Origin of the sequence: Bacillus pretiosus, from assembly GCF_051294775.1 — a bacterium.
GTDB lineage: Bacteria > Bacillota > Bacilli > Bacillales > Bacillaceae_G > Bacillus_A > Bacillus_A wiedmannii.
The window spans coordinates 1-17294 of record NZ_JBPPHF010000001.1 but is presented as its reverse complement, the minus strand read 5'-3'; the positions used below and the strand labels follow the sequence as shown (position 1 = coordinate 17294).

At 36.1% G+C, this 17294-nt stretch carries 19 protein-coding genes and 1 pseudogene; 3 read left to right on the top strand and 17 right to left on the bottom strand.

Annotation, left to right across the window (positions count from 1 at the left end; genetic code table 11):
* Window position 1: 1 nt before the first annotated feature.
* The 5 genes from ACSG5Z_RS00100 to panB all read right to left on the bottom strand — a co-directional run bounded on the left by ACSG5Z_RS00100 (window position 2) and on the right by panB (window position 5436).
* The gene (locus ACSG5Z_RS00100) at window positions 2-172 is read right to left on the bottom strand and encodes a YpmA family protein (protein WP_000358351.1); all 171 of its coding nucleotides are present in this window, start codon (window positions 170-172) and stop codon (window positions 2-4) included.
* A 250-nt stretch (window positions 173-422) separates the two neighbouring features.
* Window positions 423-3227: an ATP-dependent DNA helicase DinG gene (dinG, locus tag ACSG5Z_RS00095; protein ID WP_098857570.1), complete on the bottom strand. Its 2805-nt coding sequence runs from the start codon at window positions 3225-3227 to the stop codon at window positions 423-425.
* A gap of 128 nt (window positions 3228-3355) precedes the next feature.
* Window positions 3356-3739, bottom strand: a complete 384-nt coding sequence (gene panD, locus ACSG5Z_RS00090) for an aspartate 1-decarboxylase (protein WP_088608757.1) — start codon at window positions 3737-3739, stop codon at window positions 3356-3358.
* A gap of 12 nt (window positions 3740-3751) precedes the next feature.
* Complete coding sequence (gene panC, locus ACSG5Z_RS00085) at window positions 3752-4600, bottom strand: pantoate--beta-alanine ligase (protein ID WP_435710351.1); 849 nt, start codon at window positions 4598-4600, stop codon at window positions 3752-3754.
* Window positions 4600-5436: a 3-methyl-2-oxobutanoate hydroxymethyltransferase gene (gene panB / locus ACSG5Z_RS00080; RefSeq protein WP_435710350.1), complete on the bottom strand. Its 837-nt coding sequence runs from the start codon at window positions 5434-5436 to the stop codon at window positions 4600-4602. Before panB ends, panC begins: the two co-directional genes overlap by 1 nt.
* Window positions 5437-5844: 408 nt before the next feature.
* Here panB and ACSG5Z_RS00075 point away from each other — a divergent pair, with 408 nt between their 5' ends.
* Complete coding sequence (locus ACSG5Z_RS00075; protein ID WP_435711245.1) at window positions 5845-6234, top strand: cupredoxin domain-containing protein; 390 nt, start codon at window positions 5845-5847, stop codon at window positions 6232-6234.
* Between the two features lie 26 nt (window positions 6235-6260).
* Here ACSG5Z_RS00075 and ACSG5Z_RS00070 read toward each other — a convergent pair whose 3' ends face one another.
* The 7 genes from ACSG5Z_RS00070 to ACSG5Z_RS00040 are packed head-to-tail and all read right to left on the bottom strand — an operon-like array spanning window position 6261 to window position 11816.
* Entirely contained in the window at window positions 6261-7241 is a 981-nt protein-coding gene (locus tag ACSG5Z_RS00070) for a biotin--[acetyl-CoA-carboxylase] ligase (protein ID WP_087985554.1), read from the bottom strand.
* Window positions 7226-8419 (bottom strand): CCA tRNA nucleotidyltransferase, encoded by a 1194-nt coding sequence (locus tag ACSG5Z_RS00065; protein WP_435710349.1) that lies wholly within the window; start codon window positions 8417-8419, stop codon window positions 7226-7228. Before ACSG5Z_RS00065 ends, ACSG5Z_RS00070 begins: the two co-directional genes overlap by 16 nt.
* Window positions 8406-9551 carry an N-acetyl-alpha-D-glucosaminyl L-malate synthase BshA gene (bshA, locus tag ACSG5Z_RS00060; protein ID WP_435710348.1) on the bottom strand — a complete coding sequence of 382 codons (1146 nt, stop codon included), beginning with the start codon at window positions 9549-9551 and terminating at the stop codon, window positions 8406-8408. Before bshA ends, ACSG5Z_RS00065 begins: the two co-directional genes overlap by 14 nt.
* Window positions 9552-10253, bottom strand: a complete 702-nt coding sequence (bshB1, locus tag ACSG5Z_RS00055; RefSeq protein WP_137012290.1) for a bacillithiol biosynthesis deacetylase BshB1 — start codon at window positions 10251-10253, stop codon at window positions 9552-9554.
* An 11-nt stretch (window positions 10254-10264) separates the two neighbouring features.
* A complete protein-coding gene (gene mgsA / locus ACSG5Z_RS00050) occupies window positions 10265-10660 on the bottom strand; it encodes a methylglyoxal synthase (protein ID WP_046955216.1) in 396 nt (131 codons plus the stop codon).
* A gap of 14 nt (window positions 10661-10674) precedes the next feature.
* Window positions 10675-11475 (bottom strand): dihydrodipicolinate reductase, encoded by an 801-nt coding sequence (gene dapB, locus ACSG5Z_RS00045; protein ID WP_048543525.1) that lies wholly within the window; start codon window positions 11473-11475, stop codon window positions 10675-10677.
* Window positions 11475-11816 (bottom strand): nucleotide pyrophosphohydrolase, encoded by a 342-nt coding sequence (locus ACSG5Z_RS00040; protein WP_048543622.1) that lies wholly within the window; start codon window positions 11814-11816, stop codon window positions 11475-11477. The genes dapB and ACSG5Z_RS00040 overlap by 1 nt, the downstream gene beginning before the upstream one ends.
* 353 nt (window positions 11817-12169) lie before the next feature.
* Between ACSG5Z_RS00040 and ACSG5Z_RS00035 the strand changes: the two genes are divergently transcribed.
* Window positions 12170-13051: a YitT family protein gene (locus ACSG5Z_RS00035; RefSeq protein WP_000203306.1), complete on the top strand. Its 882-nt coding sequence runs from the start codon at window positions 12170-12172 to the stop codon at window positions 13049-13051.
* Between the two features lie 28 nt (window positions 13052-13079).
* Here the strand turns inward: ACSG5Z_RS00035 and ACSG5Z_RS00030 are convergent, their stop codons facing one another.
* From ACSG5Z_RS00030 to lhaT, 5 genes are all read right to left on the bottom strand, one after another.
* Window positions 13080-13721, bottom strand: coding sequence for a uracil-DNA glycosylase (locus ACSG5Z_RS00030; RefSeq protein WP_435710347.1), 642 nt, complete (start codon window positions 13719-13721; stop codon window positions 13080-13082).
* 108 nt (window positions 13722-13829) lie between these two features.
* Entirely contained in the window at window positions 13830-14513 is a 684-nt protein-coding gene (locus ACSG5Z_RS00025) for a zinc metallopeptidase (protein ID WP_073517780.1), read from the bottom strand.
* Window positions 14514-14614: 101 nt separating this feature from the next.
* The gene (ypjB, locus tag ACSG5Z_RS00020) at window positions 14615-15403 is read right to left on the bottom strand and encodes a sporulation protein YpjB (RefSeq protein ID WP_088062706.1); all 789 of its coding nucleotides are present in this window, start codon (window positions 15401-15403) and stop codon (window positions 14615-14617) included.
* Between the two features lie 107 nt (window positions 15404-15510).
* Window positions 15511-16197: a lipoprotein intramolecular transacylase Lit gene (gene lit, locus ACSG5Z_RS00015; RefSeq protein ID WP_435710346.1), complete on the bottom strand. Its 687-nt coding sequence runs from the start codon at window positions 16195-16197 to the stop codon at window positions 15511-15513.
* A gap of 25 nt (window positions 16198-16222) precedes the next feature.
* Window positions 16223-16816: a lipoprotein heptaprenylglyceryl N-acetyltransferase LhaT gene (gene lhaT / locus ACSG5Z_RS00010; protein WP_435710345.1), complete on the bottom strand. Its 594-nt coding sequence runs from the start codon at window positions 16814-16816 to the stop codon at window positions 16223-16225.
* Window positions 16817-16956: 140 nt separating this feature from the next.
* Here lhaT and ACSG5Z_RS00005 point away from each other — a divergent pair.
* Window positions 16957-17294, top strand: a pseudogene (locus tag ACSG5Z_RS00005) (integrase core domain-containing protein); the annotation flags it as partial.

Sequence of the window (17294 nt, the reverse complement as noted above, 5' to 3'; positions counted from 1 at the left end):
ACTACGTTCTGTAAATCGTAAATACAGCTATTTCTTTATCTTTTTCGTCTAATGCTAATCCGAACATGAGGTCCTGTTCTTTTAACGTACGATTCAAACTATCAACAATTTTATACAAGTCAGACGAATATTTAATACGCGTCGTTGATAGGACTTCGATTTTCTTATCCATGAAAAAACTCCTCCGTTACACAAAAATTTCTAATTATAGAAGAACGCAATACGGTTACAATAAGAGTACATTCTTTACAACCCCTGCTTCATCACCCATCTATTATAGCAGGACATGTACTGCAAAAAAAGGTTTCAAGTCGAAAACCAATACATTTTGTATACAAGAAGTAAGAAAAATAAAATTCCTCCTACCCACATTTTTTACGCCTGAAGCTTAAATGTACTTCAGGCGTATTTTTCTTCCAATTTTATTTATTTGGCCATGCCTTTAATTGTTCTAATAATTCTTCTAGAGGGCCTTCATAAAGCGGAACAGTTGGGATTGATTGTAAAAAACGTTTTCCATAAGAAGCGCTTATCAAACGACGGTCTAATACAAATACTGTTCCGGTATCTGTACTTGTTCTAATCAGACGACCAAATCCTTGTTTGAAACGCAAGATTGCTTGCGGGAGTGCTAACTTAGCGAATACGTCCTCTCCTTGATTTTTTAACCACTCTCCTTTTGCTTCCATCATCGGTTGATGAGGAGGCGTAAAGGGAAGCCGTACAATAACAAGACAACTAAGGGCATCTCCAGGTATATCTATCCCTTCCCAAAAACTACTTGTTCCTAACAAAATCGATTTGTCGAACTCTTGAAATTTACGAATGAGACGACTTCGGCTCTTATTATTTACACTTTGCGTTAATAATAAATACCCCTCTAATTCCTCATCATTTTTCAAATTCGTATACGCTTCTTTCAACATTTCATACGAAGTGAATAAAACAAGCATTCTACCTTTTGTAGCTTTCGCGATTTTTGCAATATGTGCCGACACAGATTCAATATATTCTTCATTACTTGCTTGCTTAATAAAAGGCACATCTGTTGAAACCATTAATTTCATCTGTTCTTCAAAACGGAATGGTGATGGAACCTGTAATGTATTGGGAGCAAAATCATGTAAACCTAGCTCCTCTTTTATATAGTCAAATGAATCGTTTACTGTTAACGTTGCTGATGTGAAAATAACACTCTTTTTCTGTGTTAAAAATTCATCCGCAAGCCTTTCACCAATATGAACAGGCTGTGCATATAAAACGGTTGAATGAATTGTTCCCTTCGTTTCAGTCTCCATCCATGTCACATATGAATTTTTTTCTAAAATGAGTAATTGTAAAGATTTTTCCATCTTTCTCAACAACTCAATTAAATGCATAAATTCACCTGTAATAACATGCATCTCCCATTCTAATTTACTTTGCAATATATCAACTTGCTTCTCAAGTATAGTCAATAATTTTCTTACATCGTATACAAAACGATTTGTTAACTCGGTAATGCTATCCCATAACTTACCTTTCTCTACTTCCGTGTTATATCGATAAATGAGTGGCATATTGCTTATCCCTTGTTCCTGCTTTGTTTGTTTAAAGATGAAAGCACGTAACATTTGGAATAGCTCATCCGCATCAAATTTCAATTCCTTCAAACTATGACTCACCATACGGAAAGTCGAACGAGAGGCTTGCTCTGATTTTTTCATCATTTTATATACTTTAGAAAGTACATCATCTGTTTCTAGCGTACCAAGACGAGATAAAACTAATTGAAAATACATACAGGAGAACTGTTCACCTAATATTCTACTCGCCGCTTCCTCGATATGATGAGCTTCATCAAAAATAATATGTTCACATGAAGCAAATAGTGGTTCTTCACTTGAAAAATCTTGAAATAATAACGCATGATTTGTAATAACGATATCTGCAAATAATGCTTTATTCTTTGCTCGTTGATAAAAACAACGGCTATACCAGTTGCTTTGCATTCCACCTGGACTATGTACATCACTACAAATACGGTTCCAAAGTAACTTTCCACCCTCAGGAATATTTAATTCATCACGATCGCCAGTTTCTGTTTGCAATAACCACACTAAAATTTTTGCCTTTGTGAGCGCCATATCATAATTTTTCTCTTCCTCTTGCAAAGCATATTCAAATTTATGTAGACAAAGATAATGCTTTCTTCCTTTCAAAAGAGCTACTTCAAATGAAAATGGCATTATTTTCTGTAATAATGGAATTTCTTTTTCTAATATTTGTTGTTGCAGTTGTACTGTTTGGGTACTTATGATGACAGGTTCTTCTTTTTTCGTTGCAAAATAAATACTTGGAAGTAAATATGCAAGAGTCTTTCCTGTTCCTGTTCCTGCTTCAATTAGTGAAAACCTAGAATCTCTTAGTGCTGTATATATTTCCTTCATCATAATCTGTTGGCTTTCTCTTTTTTCAAACCTTGGCATATTCAATTCAAGTTTATCGATTGCCTTGTGCAAGAAAGCATCAAATTTAGATGAACATGTTTCACTGAGATTTAAAGCATAATTCCGTTTTCGAAGCGCAATATTTCGATACACTTCATACCCCTCTGCCACTTTTCTACCATGCATCATTTTCTTTAAAATATTTTCAGAAAGTACATCCGCTATATCACTTTGAAAAACATCGCTCAATTCATAAAGCGATTGCAAGGTGACAAGTGGTAACTTTTCAATTTCATTTAAAAATTGTAAAAATAATTCCGCTGTTGCAAGAGCATCACTATCCGCACGATGCGGTTGATCGTGCTCTAATTCATGTTGTTTAGCTAAATCACGTAATTTATAACTATCAGCTGTCGGCAAAAGAATTTGCGCCAACTCCACTGTATCAACTTTGGGACAATGTACTTCTGTATATCCAGCCCACCTTAATTCTTCCGTTAAAAAATTCCAATCAAAGTGAACGTTATGTGCAACAAAAGCTGCACCTTGCAATAGCTCAACAACCATCGGGGCTACATCATGAAATAACGGGGCTTGCTTAACCATACTCTCATCAATCCCTGTTAATTCTGTAATAAATGGCGGAATCTCTCTCTTCGGATTAATAAAAGATGAAAAAATCTCTAGTATCTCTCCATCTTCCACTACAACAGCTGCGATTTGGGTAATTTTATCCTTCCCGTCCTTCCAGGAGTTCCCTGTCGTCTCTAAATCCACAACGACATAACGTTTACTCATATATGTAACACCTCAATTTCTTACCTATCAATCACAAAATTATATAATGTTACTATACCACGTTTTATCTCATCTTAATGAAAAGATGCACAAAAAAGCTATCTCCGTAATAGAGATAGCCTTCTTACTTATAATATCGTACCCGCTTTTTCAGTGCCTAACATTTGGATAATTTGATTATCATCGTCTAATACTGCAATTTTCGGCTCTTGGTTATGAATATTTTCTTCTGCCACTAAACCGTAGCAAATAATAATAACTTTATCCCCTGGCTGTACAAGCCTTGCAGCTGCACCATTTAAACAAACAACACCGCTACCGCGTTCTCCTTTAATAACATATGTCTCTAAGCGCGCACCATTATTGTTATTTACAATTTGTACTTTTTCATTTTCTACAATATTTACTGCATCCATTAAATCTTCATCAATTGTAATACTACCTACATAATTTAAATTTGCTTCTGTTACCGTAGCGCGATGTAACTTCGCTCTCATCATTGTGCGAAACATAGATGCTCCCCCTTATTTAACCGTTAATGTTACATTGTCAATTAATCGTACATTCTCAAATTTAACTGCAATTGCTAAAATCATTCGTCCTTCAATTTTATCTATTACTTGTAGTGAAGGATAGGCATATAAATCAGCATAATCTACAGTGCCTTTCGTATACGTCTCAATATACTCTTTCACAAGAGTTGTAATGATTTCTGCATTACGTTCGCCTGCTTCAATTCTTTCTTTCGCTTTACATAGACTGCGATATAAATGAGGAGCCTCTTCACGCTCTTCTTGTGATAAATACACGTTACGAGAACTTTTCGCTAATCCATCTACTTCCCTTACAATATCCACTGGTACGATCGTAACCGGAATATTAAAATCAGCGACAAATCCTTCAATGACAGCAACTTGCTGTGCATCTTTCATACCAAAATAAGCACGCGTTGGCAATGTAATATTAAATAGTTTCATTAGTACAGTCGCAACTCCAGCGAAATGACCAGGTCTTTGTTTGCCACATAATACATCGGTACGCTTCACAACTGCTACTGTTGTCGTTTGTTCTGCTGGATACATTTCTTCTACGCTCGGATAAAATAAATAATCTACACCGTTTTCTTTTGCTACATTTTCATCTCTATCAATATCACGAGGGTATCGATCTAAATCTTCATTCGGCCCAAACTGTAGCGGATTGACAAACACGCTTAAAACCACAATTTCATTTTCTTCTCTTGCCTTACGTAATAAAGTCGCATGGCCTTCATGTAAATAACCCATCGTTGGAACAAAACCAATACTTTTTCCACTTATACGAAGTTCGTTTGTAATTTGCTGCATCTCTTGCACTGTAGTTACGATTTTCATTATTGTTTTCCTCCGTATAACGCTAAGCATTCTTCCTCTTTCATTGTGAATGAATGTTTTTCTTCTGGAAATTGCCCTGTCTTTACTTCAGTAACGTATTGTGAAATCCCTCGCACAATCTCCTCTTGAACAGACGTATATTGCTTTACAAATTTCGGAACACGATTTACGCCGTATGAGATAAGATCATGATAAACAAGTACTTGCCCATCTACTTTTTTCCCTGCTCCAATTCCAATCGTCGGAATTGTTAGTTGCTTCGAAATTACTTCCGCTAACTGCATTGGCACACATTCTAACACAAGCGCTATCGCACCAGCTTCCTCACATCTCTTCGCATCTTCTATTAATTTTTTTGCACTTTCAGCATCTTTTCCTTGTACTTTATACCCACCTAGTACTCCTACAGATTGAGGAGTTAAGCCTAAATGTGCCACAACAGGAATTCCCGCATTCGTCAAGTAATGAATAGTTGATACCACTTCCCCTGCACCTTCTACCTTCAGTGCATGAGCACCACTCTCTTGAACAATGCGGCGTGCATTCACCATCGTATCTTGAGGCGACACATGATACGACATAAATGGCATATCAGTTACAATAAACGTCTCTTTCGCTCCTCGGCGTACAGCTTTCGTATGATGAATCATATCCTCTACTGTTACAGGTACTGTTGAATCGTAGCCTAGCACAACCATCCCAAGGGAATCTCCAACTAGAATCATATCAACTTCAGCTTCTTCTGCTAACTTAGCAGATGGATAATCATACGCCGTTAGCATCGTAATCGGCTCACCTTGCTCTTTCATCTTCAAAAAATCTGTTTTTGTTTTCAAAAACTACTCCTCCTTTATACAGGAGAGAGGAGATGGCCGAAATCATATAAAAAACCCCTCTGGCCATAAAAGGGCAGAAGGGTTGTGTGTTAGTCGGCATTATTCATCCCTCTGTCCCAGTCCGTTATTGGATCAAGGCAGAATCCAAGTTATTATTTTTCGTATTGCTTCGAATCATGGTGCAGTTCGCTCTGATACTGCCCACATTCGAACTAATTATAGCAAACTCCAAAAAGGAATTACTACATTTTTTTGAAAAAATAATTTTTTATTCCTATTACGGTATGTGAAATTTTTATAAATAACTCAATCATAGAAAGATACAGCTTTGTTTAAAATGCCTCGTATAACTCTTAAACTAATGATGCAGGTTAATTGAGAAAAGTACTTACAAAAGGAGAATTGCGCATGTTTATGAACAAATGGTTATTTCTATTCACCGGTTTGCTTCTGATGATTGTAGGGATGATAACTTTTAGCTCCTTCCATGCATTTGCCTCAGTTAACGTCGTAACACAACCTATCGATTCAACGAAAGTAATTGAGGTCGAACTGAATGATGATTACTTTCATCCAAACGTCATCACCATTCCAATTGAAGAGTCAACAACATTGTTATTAAAAAACAAAGGTAAGAATGAACACACCTTTACAGTAAAAAAACTCGGCATTGATGTCGTAGTCGAGTCAGGAAAAGAAAAAGACATTACCGTGAAACCTAAAAATACTGGTACATATGAATTAATATGCCGGTACCACCTTCTTAAAGGAATGGAAGGCAAAGTAATAGTCAAATAAAAAGAAGTTCCCAAAAGGAACTTCTTTTACTTAATTTCGATATCCGCAGAATGAATGTGATGTACTTTCCCTTCATGGTCCTCCAGAAGCAATACACCATCCTCTGTAATTCCTTTTGCTACGCCTGTAATTGTCTCTCTCATCGTTCGAGCGGTAATTTCTTTCCCGATGCTCACAGCGTAACTTTCCCAAAGAATTTTAATGACAGAGAAACCATTTTGTAAATACTCTTCATATAATTTTTCTAGTTGTAAAAAGATTTGTTGCATCAGCTCTGCACGAACAATTGGTTTACCAGATTCAATCGCTAAAGAAGTAGCAATATGCTGAATTTCCTCATCAAAATGCTCTTGCTTTTGATTTGCATTAATACCAATACCCATAATGACAGCATTAATTTTATCAGGATCAGCCTGCATTTCTGTTAATATACCTACAGCCTTTTTACCTTGAATTAAAATATCATTCGGCCATTTTATTCCTACGTTTACACCCGTGCACTTTTCAATTGCTTGTGCAACGCTAACAGCCGCTAATAAAGTAAGTTGTGGTGCATGATGAACCGGGATTGATGGACGTAAAATAATACTCATCCAAATTCCTGTTCCTTTTGGTGAATGCCATTTCCTACTTAAACGACCTCTGCCGGCTGTTTGTTCTTCTGCAACAACAATCGTTCCTTCTTCTGCACCTTCATAAGCAAGTTTTGCTGCAATATGCTGCGTAGATTCAATAGACTCTTCAAAATATACCGTTCTACCAATATGTTTCGTTTGTAACCCTAACTGAATTTCATTAGCAGTTACTTTGTCTGGCTTACTCGCAATTCGATAACCTAATCGACGCACAGCTTCAAGTTCATATCCCTCATTCCGAAGGTCCTCCATATGTTTCCACACAGCGGTTCTTGAACAACCAAGTTTATCACTAATCGTTTGGCCAGATACAAACGCGCCATCCGCTTCTGAAAAAACTTGCAATAACTGCTTTCTTATAGTAGATTGCATTCTTGCAGCCACTCCCTTATACACTCTTTCTCATTAACTACGTTTCCTTGTAAGATTGCTTCTTCAACCTTTTGAATCATTTCAGCAACCCACGGACCTGGCTTTTTATTTGCCCAGTTTAATAAATCATTCCCAGTCACATTCATTTCTTGTCGATTCTTGATTGGCAATGCTTCAAACAACGTTTGTACTCGTTTCACAGATGTATTATCATAGCTTTCAATCATCGCTTCATATACTCTTTCTGCCATTTCAGCGATATGAATTCCCGTTTTATAAAGAAGGACTGTATCCCAATCCTTCTCCTTTCTCGTACGGAGTATTAATAAAACTGCGACGATATCTTTTATTTTTTTATTTGAAAACTTCCATTGACGTAAAAAGACAGATGGATGCTCTTCCCCAATACAATATAAGAAGAATGCCCATGCCTCAATGTCCGTTTCAAAAGAATCCCAGTTATACTGCGTAGCTTTTAATAATCTCTCTTCTGACATTTGTAAATATGGCAGATGAGAAAATAGCTTCGTTTCTACTAATTCTTGCAAGCCCTTCACGCAATATGTACCAGTTAACAGTTTCTCAAACTCCACTGTAATTCGCTCAATTGCAATATGTTCTAGCAAATGTCCATATGTTTCTATTGCTTGTTTCGTTTTCATTTCTAAAGAAAAACCTAACGTACTTACGAAACGAATACCACGCATCATTCGCAGGGCGTCTTCTTGAAAACGATCCGCAGCATTGCCAACCGTCACAATTTCTCTCTTTTGAATCGCTTGCTGTCCAGCAAATAAATCAACCATTTTGCCTTCTTCTGTCATCGCAATTGCATTCATTGTGAAATCACGACGTTTTAAATCCTCTTCTAATGAACGAACAAATTGAACACTACTAGGTCTTCGAAAATCTTCATATTCGCTCTCTGTTCGAAAAGTGGTTACCTCATAAGGTTCACCATTTTCTACCACAATTACAGTTCCATGCTCAAGACCAACAGGAACATGTCTTGGAAATATAGCCATCACTTCTTCTGGTAAAGCAGATGTCGCAATATCAATATCTCCAATCGGCCTATCGATAATAAGATCTCGTACGCTTCCACCGACAAAGTAGGCCTCATGTCCTTGTTGCTTTAAAGTCTCAATAATAGAACTAGCTTTTTTAAATCTTTCCATTTTTGTCATCCCTTAGTACATCATAGTAAATCGTTTCATATTGTGAGACGATTTTTTCAGAGCGGAACTGCTCGTAAACACTTTCTCTTGCTCGCTCTCCCAAATTACGGTGAAGTTCTTCATCCTTTAATAGCTGAATGGCTTGATTTGCCACTCCTGTTGGATCGCCAACTTCACATAAATATCCTGTTTCACCATGTTGAATGACTTCTGGAATACCTCCAACCCTTGTTCCGATACAAGGTACACCACACGCCATCGCTTCTAATAAAACAAGACCAAAACTCTCCTTCTCTGAAAGAAGCAACATTAAATCACTCATCGCAAGTAGCTCTGCAACATTATCTTGCTTCCCTAAGAATAAGACGCGATCTTCAATATGTAAATTTTTTACTATCTGTAAAATCGTGCAAAATTCTGGTCCATCTCCAACAAGAAGCAACTTCGTATCTACTTCTGTAACAATTTTAGCAAATGCCTGAACAACATCTTGCACACGTTTCACTTTACGGAAATTTGAAATGTGAATCAGTATCTTTTCACTCTCACTTATACCGTATTCTTTCTTTAATTGAGACATATCACGCTTGAAATATACACGCTCGTCTATAAAGTTATATACCGTTTGAATGTTTTTATTTGGTTTTACAAGCTCATGCGTTTCGTTAATCAATGAATGCGAGACAGCCGTCACAACATCAGATTGCTCAATACCAAAACGAATTAAATTATTTAACGAAGGGTCGGAACCTAACACAGTAATATCTGTTCCATGCAAGGTTGTAACAATTTTAATACGCTCTCCAATCATTTGTTTTGCTAAATAAGCACAAATGGCATGTGGTATTGCGTAATGCACATGTAAAATATCTAGGTTCTCTCTTTGTGCAACCTCTGCCATTTTACTCGCTAACGCTAAATCGTATGGTGGATATTGAAATACAGAGTATTGATTTACCGTCACTTCATGAAAATAAATGTTTGGATACACTTTATTTAACCGGAATGGTAAACCCGATGTAATAAAATGAATTTCATGCCCGCGTTCCGCTAATTGCTTTCCTAATTCTGTTCCAACAACTCCAGAACCACCTACAGAAGGATAACATGTAATACCTATTTTTAATTTCATTTACATCCCCCCTATTAAATCAGCATGTAATAAAACCGGTTTCTTACTCATAAATCCCTCGGCATATAAGACTCCAACTTCTTTTCCAAACATTTTCTCTCGAGCGACCACAGTTTCAACGTAACCTTCTGTTAACGGCGTTTTCACACCATCACTCCCTGTTGAAAACTGACTTTCATACGCTTCTAATGCTTCCACTTTTATAGAAAGGTACTCACTTATATCTATACAAAAATTCGGTTTATGAAAACCATTAATCATATAATAATAAAAAGACTCCACGCGATGTGGCGAAACCTCTGGCATATATTTACGAATTCCCGCTGAAAAAATAGCTTCTTCCACAAGTTTTGCACAATTTGCATGATCTGGATGACGATCTTCATAATACGGCGCGAAAACTAGTTTCGGTTTATATGTACGAATCACCTTTACAATTTCACGTATATACTCTTCTTTCATATACAAACCACGGTCTGGCATCGCTAAATTCAGTCTCGTTTTTACTCCCATTATACGAGCTGCCACCTTTGCTTCTTCTTTTCTCAATTCTATTGTTCCATTAGAAGAAAGATCAGCTTCTGTTAAATCACAAATACCTACTTCATACCCTTGCTTCGTATATTTAGCAATGGTACCAGCCATGCCGATTTCGACATCATCGGCATGAGCACCAAACGCTAATATATGTAATCCACTCATAATTGTTCCCCTCATTTTCTAAACTTGCGGTAATCTAAATCTCCTCGCTCTAATGCGTGCATTAACATTTCAGCACTTGCCATATTCGTTGCAAGTGGAATCGCATATACATCACATAAACGAAGCAATGCATTTACATCTGGTTCATGCGGCTGAGCAGTTAGTGGATCTCGGAAAAAAATCACCATATCCATATCGTTTTTTGCAATCATGGCACCAATTTCTTGATCGCCACCAAGAGGACCCGACTGAAATCTTGTTACAACTAAACCAGTTGCCTCCATAATACGAAGTCCTGTCGTCCCTGTTGCAAATAATTCATGTTGTTCAAAAATTGGTTTATATGCGTATGCAAACGAAACCATGTCATCTTTCTTTTTGTCATGTGCGATTAAGGCAATTTTCATCCGTTGTCTCCCCTTTAGTCGATAATATTTTCTAAACCGTACACAAGATGATCTAGATTCATTACTGTATCAATTGATAGTTTTACACCCGACATAAATGATGCACGATTGAATGAATCATGACGAACCGTTAACATTTGTCCATCTCCACCAAACATTACTTCTTGGTGTGCAATAAGTCCTGGTAAACGTACACTATGAATGTGAATGCCGTCTACATTTGCACCACGAGCACCTTCTAGTTGTTCTACTTCATTCGGATGACCTTGCTGCTTTGATTCACGATTTTGACGAATTAATTCTACTGTTTTTACTGCTGTACCAGATGGTGCATCTAACTTTTGATCATGATGCAATTCAATTACTTCAACATCTTGGAAATACTTCGCTGCCATTTGTGAGAATTTCATCATAAGAACTGCACCAATTGCAAAGTTTGGAGCGATAATTGTTCCTACTGCTTTTTCTTTCGCATTCTCTCTTAATTGCTTTAGTTCTTCTTCTGTAAATCCAGTTGTACCAATAACAGAACGAAGTCCACGCTCAACTGCTAGTGTAACGTGTTGTTTCCCAACTTCTGGCGTTGTTAAATCTAACAACACATCTGCTTCTACTTCCTCTAAACAAGTATGTAAATCTGCGTAAATTGGCGCTTGTAACGCTGGCATGCCCGGTAAATCAGAAATTTTCTCTCCACCATGCTTATAATCCACTGCTGCTACCAAATTAAAATGTTCCGTTCTTTCCATAAGAAGGACTGCTTCATGTCCCATACGTCCTCTTGGTCCAGCGATAATTACTTTAATTTCTTTCATTATTCTTTCTCTCCCTCATCAATACGTGTCCAGCGATCTTTATCACGTGTATTAAATTTATTCATTACAATGTTATGTGCCGTTTCTAAATCAATATTTAAACTATTTGCCATACAAATCATAACAAATAATACATCTCCAAGTTCTTCTTCCAGACTACGTTCTTTTTCAGTTGTTTTCTTCGGTTTCTCACCATAATAATGATTTACCTCTCTTGCAAGCTCCCCCATTTCTTCCGTTAAACGAGCCATCATTGCAAGTGGACTGAAATAACCTTCTTTAAACTGACCAATATATGCATCTACTTCTTTCTGCATATCCTTCATCGTTTTTGCTTCCATACAATTCACCTCTAATCCTTCCTCTTTCATGTTAGCCAATTCATCGCGATTTGACAAATATTATTCCCCGCCAAACACCTATTTGCGACCCTTTTTTGGATAGACTATAATAAAGTGAAACTTTCTTTTCCGTTTTTTGCAAAAGATCAGCCAGAACCAATCGGGTTCCTACGGCTGGTTTGTCCTTCTTCAGAGCTTTATCTCCTACCAGCCGTTGGAACGAGGTAAATAGAAACTTCTTTTGCGTTTTTTTACAGCCTTCTCTATTTTTACTAACAACTAGAAATTACTTATCATTATGTTTTACCGTATCAGCGGAGCAATGCAATTTACATAATTAGGAGGATTTCTATATGACATCAAATTTGAAGATTCGAAATATCATTTTCATTTTAATCGGTTCCGCTATTTTTTCTTTCGGTATTGTGAATATCAATATTGAAAATCACCTTGCAGAAGGTGGATTTACCGGTATTACACTATTATTGTATTTTCTATTTAAGTTTGATCCTTCTTATTCAAACTTAATTTTAAATATCCCTATATTTTTTATTGGTTGGAAGTTACTTGGAAGAACGACATTTATCTATACACTAATCGGCACCTTCAGCGTATCTTTATTTCTATGGATTTTTCAACGTTACGAAGTTCTTAACTTACATTTAAACTTACAAAATGATATGACACTCGCGGCTTTATTCGCCGGGGCATTTATCGGTGTCGGTCTTGGCATAATATTTAAATATGGCGGGACTACTGGCGGTGTAGATATTATCGCAAGACTCGCTCATAAATATGTTGGCTGGAGTATGGGGAAAACGATGTTTATGTTTGATGCTATCGTCATTATCGTCTCTATTCTTACCTATTTATCATACCGCGAGGGCATGTATACGTTAGTTGCTGTTTTTATCGGGGCGAAAGTCATTGATTTTATGCAAGAAGGAGCCTATGCGGCAAAAGGAGCAACGATTATCTCAGATAAAAACGATGAAATTGCTGCCAAAATTTTATCTGATATGGAACGCGGAGCTACTTTTTTAAAAGCTGTTGGATCGTATACCAAAGTGGAACGGAACGTATTATATTGCGTTGTTGCTAAAAATGAAATCGTGAAATTAAAAAATATTATTACTTCTGTAGATCCTCATGCCTTTGTTGCTGTAAGTGATGTACATGATGTAGTTGGTGAAGGTTTTACGTTAGATGAAAATAAAAATCCGTTACATAAATAAACGCAACTAGAAAAGCTCTCTAGCTTTTCTAGTTTTTTATTACATATTTTTTAAGTTTATCTAAATCCTCATAAATAAGCTCCAATAAACTCCGATTATAAAAAATGGAAGCAGGATGAAAGGTCGGGAAAATATGATATTCTTCCTCTGACCATGTAAACGCTGCACTTTGCATATTCTTTAATTTTTGAATAGGCTGTTTTAATAATTGTCCGTGTACATCTGTGATTTTTGTATTTTTTCCTGTTAAACGTTGAAGACCGATATTTCCAAGCGTGACGATAAGCTTCGGGTTTATTTTCTCTAATTCATAATCTAACAAAGGGGCATGGGCAAGTATTTCCCCTTGATTTGGCGTTCTATTATACTTTTTCTGTACGATCTCACCATTTCGTTCTTTTTTCTCTCGCCACTTATACGGTCTGCTTCGTACAGCGCTCGTAATATATACTTCTTCCCTTGTAACATGAATCCGTTCTAAAAAACCCATTAATTGTTTTCCCGCTCTCCCGCTAAACGGAATCCCATTATGAATTTCTGTTTCACCAGGCGCTTCTCCTAACAACATAAATTTTGGATTTTCAGGACCTTGTCCACTTAAAAAGCCTTCTAACTGATAAAAAGCGCTTTGTTCTTTCACTTGTTTTACTAAACGACTTGGATATTTCACTTCCCACACCGCCTTTCCGCATTACTTCTATTGCTTCTATTATTTCTATTTGCAGTACATTATATAATTCAATCCACAATACAAAAAAAGACTATCAAATGATAGTCTTTAGTCGTCGCTACGCTGCATACCAGTATACATTAATACGAGACGTAATAATTCAAATACCGCTACAGCTGCAGCCGCTACATATGTTAATGCCGCCGCATTTAATACTTTACGAGCTTGGCCATATTCATCTGTTGATACGATACCTAACGCTTCAATTTGTTGCATTGCACGCTTTGATGCATCAAACTCAACTGGTAATGTAACGAGTTGGAAAACAACACCTGCTGCCATTAAAATAATTCCTAATAACAATAGTTTTGACATTGTCGCAAATATACCAATCATAATAAATACCCATGATATATTCGATCCAAAATTCGCCACAGGCACTAACGAATGACGAATACGCATAAAGTTATAATCTTTTGCATCTTGAATTGCGTGTCCTACTTCGTGTGCTGCCACTGCTGTACCAGCAACTGAATGACCGTAATAGTTATCTGTTGATAATCGAACTGTTTTGGCAGTTGGATCATAATGGTCTGATAAATGACCTGGTGTTTCTTCTACAGCTACGTTGTATAATCCATTTTCATCTAAAATCTTTCGAGCCACTTCCGCTCCTGTCATACCTGATGTTGAATAAACTTGTGAATACTTGCTATAAGCACTACGTACTCTTGACTGTGCATACAACGGTATGATCATTATGATCGCGAAGTAAATTAAATAAAACATCATGAACCTCCATTGAAGTTTTAATTATAGTACTTCTCATTCTATTTTCTTCTGCCATCATTGTCAATGAATAAAACTTACAATCCGTATCTTTATTTATTGCATTATCTATTCTTAGAGTGTACATTACTTTTTCTTTTTTCTCTCTCTCCTTTATACTTTCTCCATCCAACATAAGTTAATGTGAATAAAATAAGACCTCCAGTAATTGTCATAAACCAAATGAGAGAGGGTGCAATTTCATCTTTTTTTACTGTGTGAAATATTTTTTGCAAATCCCCTTTAATGATTCCTACTTGCATTTGCCCCCCTTTCGTATTTAACATAACGTTACGAAATTCATCCAAATAAGATAAATGGGCATTTACACGCTGCACTTCATTTTCTGGCAGGGCGATCATTAAGCTTGGATAAATAATATTAAATTCATGTAAAAATGTGTTTAACGTTTGTTGAAACTGTCCCGTATCTTCTTTTTTCATCGCTTTTTCCATTTGAGAAAAGGCACCCATTACTTTTCTTTCTCTTTCCATCCAAAGCGGTTGATATTTCGACACTTGCGCATCAACAGCGAGCTGCAGGGCTAACACATTATCAATTTTAACTTGTTTACCTAAATCTGTTTCCGAGAGAGATTGTTTCGCCTTGTCGTAAGCTAAAGAAATAACTCTAACCTGATCTGGCGTTACTTCTTGCTTCTTTTCATTCCCCTTTATAACAAACTGCTCGGAGAAATGTTGTAATACTTGTACTGCTTTTCCATCTTCATTACGCTTCACTAATTGTAATGAGTCGTCTAACAACCCTGTTAGTTCACTCCACTCTTCAGCATATATACGTAACGGAAACATTATAATTAGAAATGCTATTAATCCAATTAATGTTCTCTTCATCACGGTCCCCCCTATAACTACTAGTACAAAATATGTTAATTTGGACAAGAATAGAACAGAACTGGACCGAAAAATATATTATCATTTTACAAACAAAAAAATTCTCTTTAAACAGAGAATTTTTCCTTTGAAACCCTTTTCTTTTTTACGAAATATCTATACAAACTGTAACAAATTATGCTGCCGCATAAAATAAATAATAAAATAGCACACGCAGCATGCATAAAGAATTCTTCTGGTAACATTAATATAATTGGATCCGTTTCAATATCAAACATCCAATAATCATTACTGAATAAAAGTTTATGGAATAATACAAAACTCTTTTCAAAATTAATAGCGATCGGTAACATAAGCGCTATCGGAAAGATAATTGTTAAAATTGATCCGTGTAGTAAAAACTTTTCATTTTTCTTTTTTAATAAATAAATGCCGCCTATTATTGCAATCATAATTGTCGCATACATTACATATTGAATCTTTACTAAAATATTTTTAACATCTACAAAATGAATACGGCCATTTGTAGACATATCTAATGTTGGAAACTGCAATGCTCCATCATAAAACGGCGATAAATATGTAATAAGCACATCATAATTTCTTTTAATATCATCCTTCGTCATATCCGCTAAATCTGGAATGTTTAAAAAATCAATTTCAAAATAATATAGCCATTTTCCGTATACAACCGCTGTTGTTGCGAGTGCAAATATAGAAAATGCTATGCTATATGAAACAACTATAGTAATCAATCGATCCAATATTTTTGTACCACTCTTATTTTTCTTCATTTTCTCCCCCTAAATGTTCTAACCATCATAAAGAAAACTGTTTTCGGTTCTCACGCAAGCAATAATAATAATATGTAAGACATAGTGTGACGATGCTTAGCCAAAACGTAAAGTAACCAATTTCTTCTACAAACAAATGCATAATTCCATATCTCGGCATTTGCCAAAATAAATAATCAATTGCATCATTATGTAATGTCCATATAGCTGCTACCGCAAAATGCCATTTTTTTATACGGTAAAACGGTGCATATAACAATCCTTGTACTGCCATCGCAAAGTGCGAAAGCATTAACATATACCCCATAAGACCAATAGGACCTTTTACATAGATCATAATTGCATTTACAACAACAGCCCATATACCATATTTCATCAAAGTAACAATCGCTAGCGCCTCTATTAATCCCCAATTTCTCTTTCTTAAAAAAGCAATTAAAACAAAGACAAAAAAGAGACTCGCCATCGGGCTATCGGGTACAAACGGCCAAAATATAGGTGCGGTTTCTTTTAATTGATTTCCATACCATATAAATCCGTATATTGTACCTAATATGTTAACAACTAATAAAAATAATAATATAGAGCGTTGTCTTAACATTGCATACAAATAAACCAAGCTGTATGTCCAACACCTTTCAAACAAAGTCATTCTTTCCTCAAACTCTACTCTATTATATAGTAAACTTTCTTTCATCAAAATAAAAAACTCACTACACTTTGAAGTGAACCCGAATAGTGGTGCATGAAAAAAACACTTCCATGTATTTATCAACGATTATGGATGCCTTTAATCGTGAAATTATTAGTTGTGTCATCATTGAATTACAAGCAATGAGAGGGCGAAAAGTAAAAGATGTCCTTCTTCACTCGGATCAAGGAAGTATTTATACAGCAAAAGAAAACGGCATTATCACCAGCATGTCCCGGAGAGGAAATTGCCATGATAATGCCGTCATGGAAAGCTTCTTTGGTCATTTAAAAAGTGAAGCTTTCTATTCACAAAAGATAACAAAAGTATCCAACACAACTGTGCGAAAGATTGTGCTAGAATACATTCATTACTACAATTGTGTGCGAATTCAAGAAAAATTAAA

Coding starts and splice junctions, on each gene's coding strand:
- ACSG5Z_RS00100 (WP_000358351.1), bottom strand. CDS start 172: ATGGATAAGAAAATCGAAGTCCTATCAACGACGCGTATTAAATATTCG.
- lit (WP_435710346.1), bottom strand. CDS start 16,197: ATGAAGAAAAATAAGAGTGGTACAAAAATATTGGATCGATTGATTACT.
- panD (WP_088608757.1), bottom strand. CDS start 3,739: ATGTTTCGCACAATGATGAGAGCGAAGTTACATCGCGCTACGGTAACA.
- ypjB (WP_088062706.1), bottom strand. CDS start 15,403: ATGAAGAGAACATTAATTGGATTAATAGCATTTCTAATTATAATGTTT.
- dapB (WP_048543525.1), bottom strand. CDS start 11,475: ATGAAAGAAATTAAAGTAATTATCGCTGGACCAAGAGGACGTATGGGA.
- mgsA (WP_046955216.1), bottom strand. CDS start 10,660: ATGAAAATTGCCTTAATCGCACATGACAAAAAGAAAGATGACATGGTT.
- bshA (WP_435710348.1), bottom strand. CDS start 9,551: ATGAAATTAAAAATAGGTATTACATGTTATCCTTCTGTAGGTGGTTCT.
- ACSG5Z_RS00065 (WP_435710349.1), bottom strand. CDS start 8,419: ATGGAAAGATTTAAAAAAGCTAGTTCTATTATTGAGACTTTAAAGCAA.
- panC (WP_435710351.1), bottom strand. CDS start 4,600: ATGAAAATCGTAACTACAGTGCAAGAGATGCAGCAAATTACAAACGAA.
- ACSG5Z_RS00035 (WP_000203306.1), top strand. CDS start 12,170: ATGACATCAAATTTGAAGATTCGAAATATCATTTTCATTTTAATCGGT.
- ACSG5Z_RS00075 (WP_435711245.1), top strand. CDS start 5,845: ATGTTTATGAACAAATGGTTATTTCTATTCACCGGTTTGCTTCTGATG.
- bshB1 (WP_137012290.1), bottom strand. CDS start 10,253: ATGAGTGGATTACATATATTAGCGTTTGGTGCTCATGCCGATGATGTC.
- ACSG5Z_RS00040 (WP_048543622.1), bottom strand. CDS start 11,816: ATGGAAGCAAAAACGATGAAGGATATGCAGAAAGAAGTAGATGCATAT.
- ACSG5Z_RS00070 (WP_087985554.1), bottom strand. CDS start 7,241: ATGCAATCTACTATAAGAAAGCAGTTATTGCAAGTTTTTTCAGAAGCG.
- dinG (WP_098857570.1), bottom strand. CDS start 3,227: ATGAGTAAACGTTATGTCGTTGTGGATTTAGAGACGACAGGGAACTCC.
- ACSG5Z_RS00025 (WP_073517780.1), bottom strand. CDS start 14,513: ATGATGTTTTATTTAATTTACTTCGCGATCATAATGATCATACCGTTG.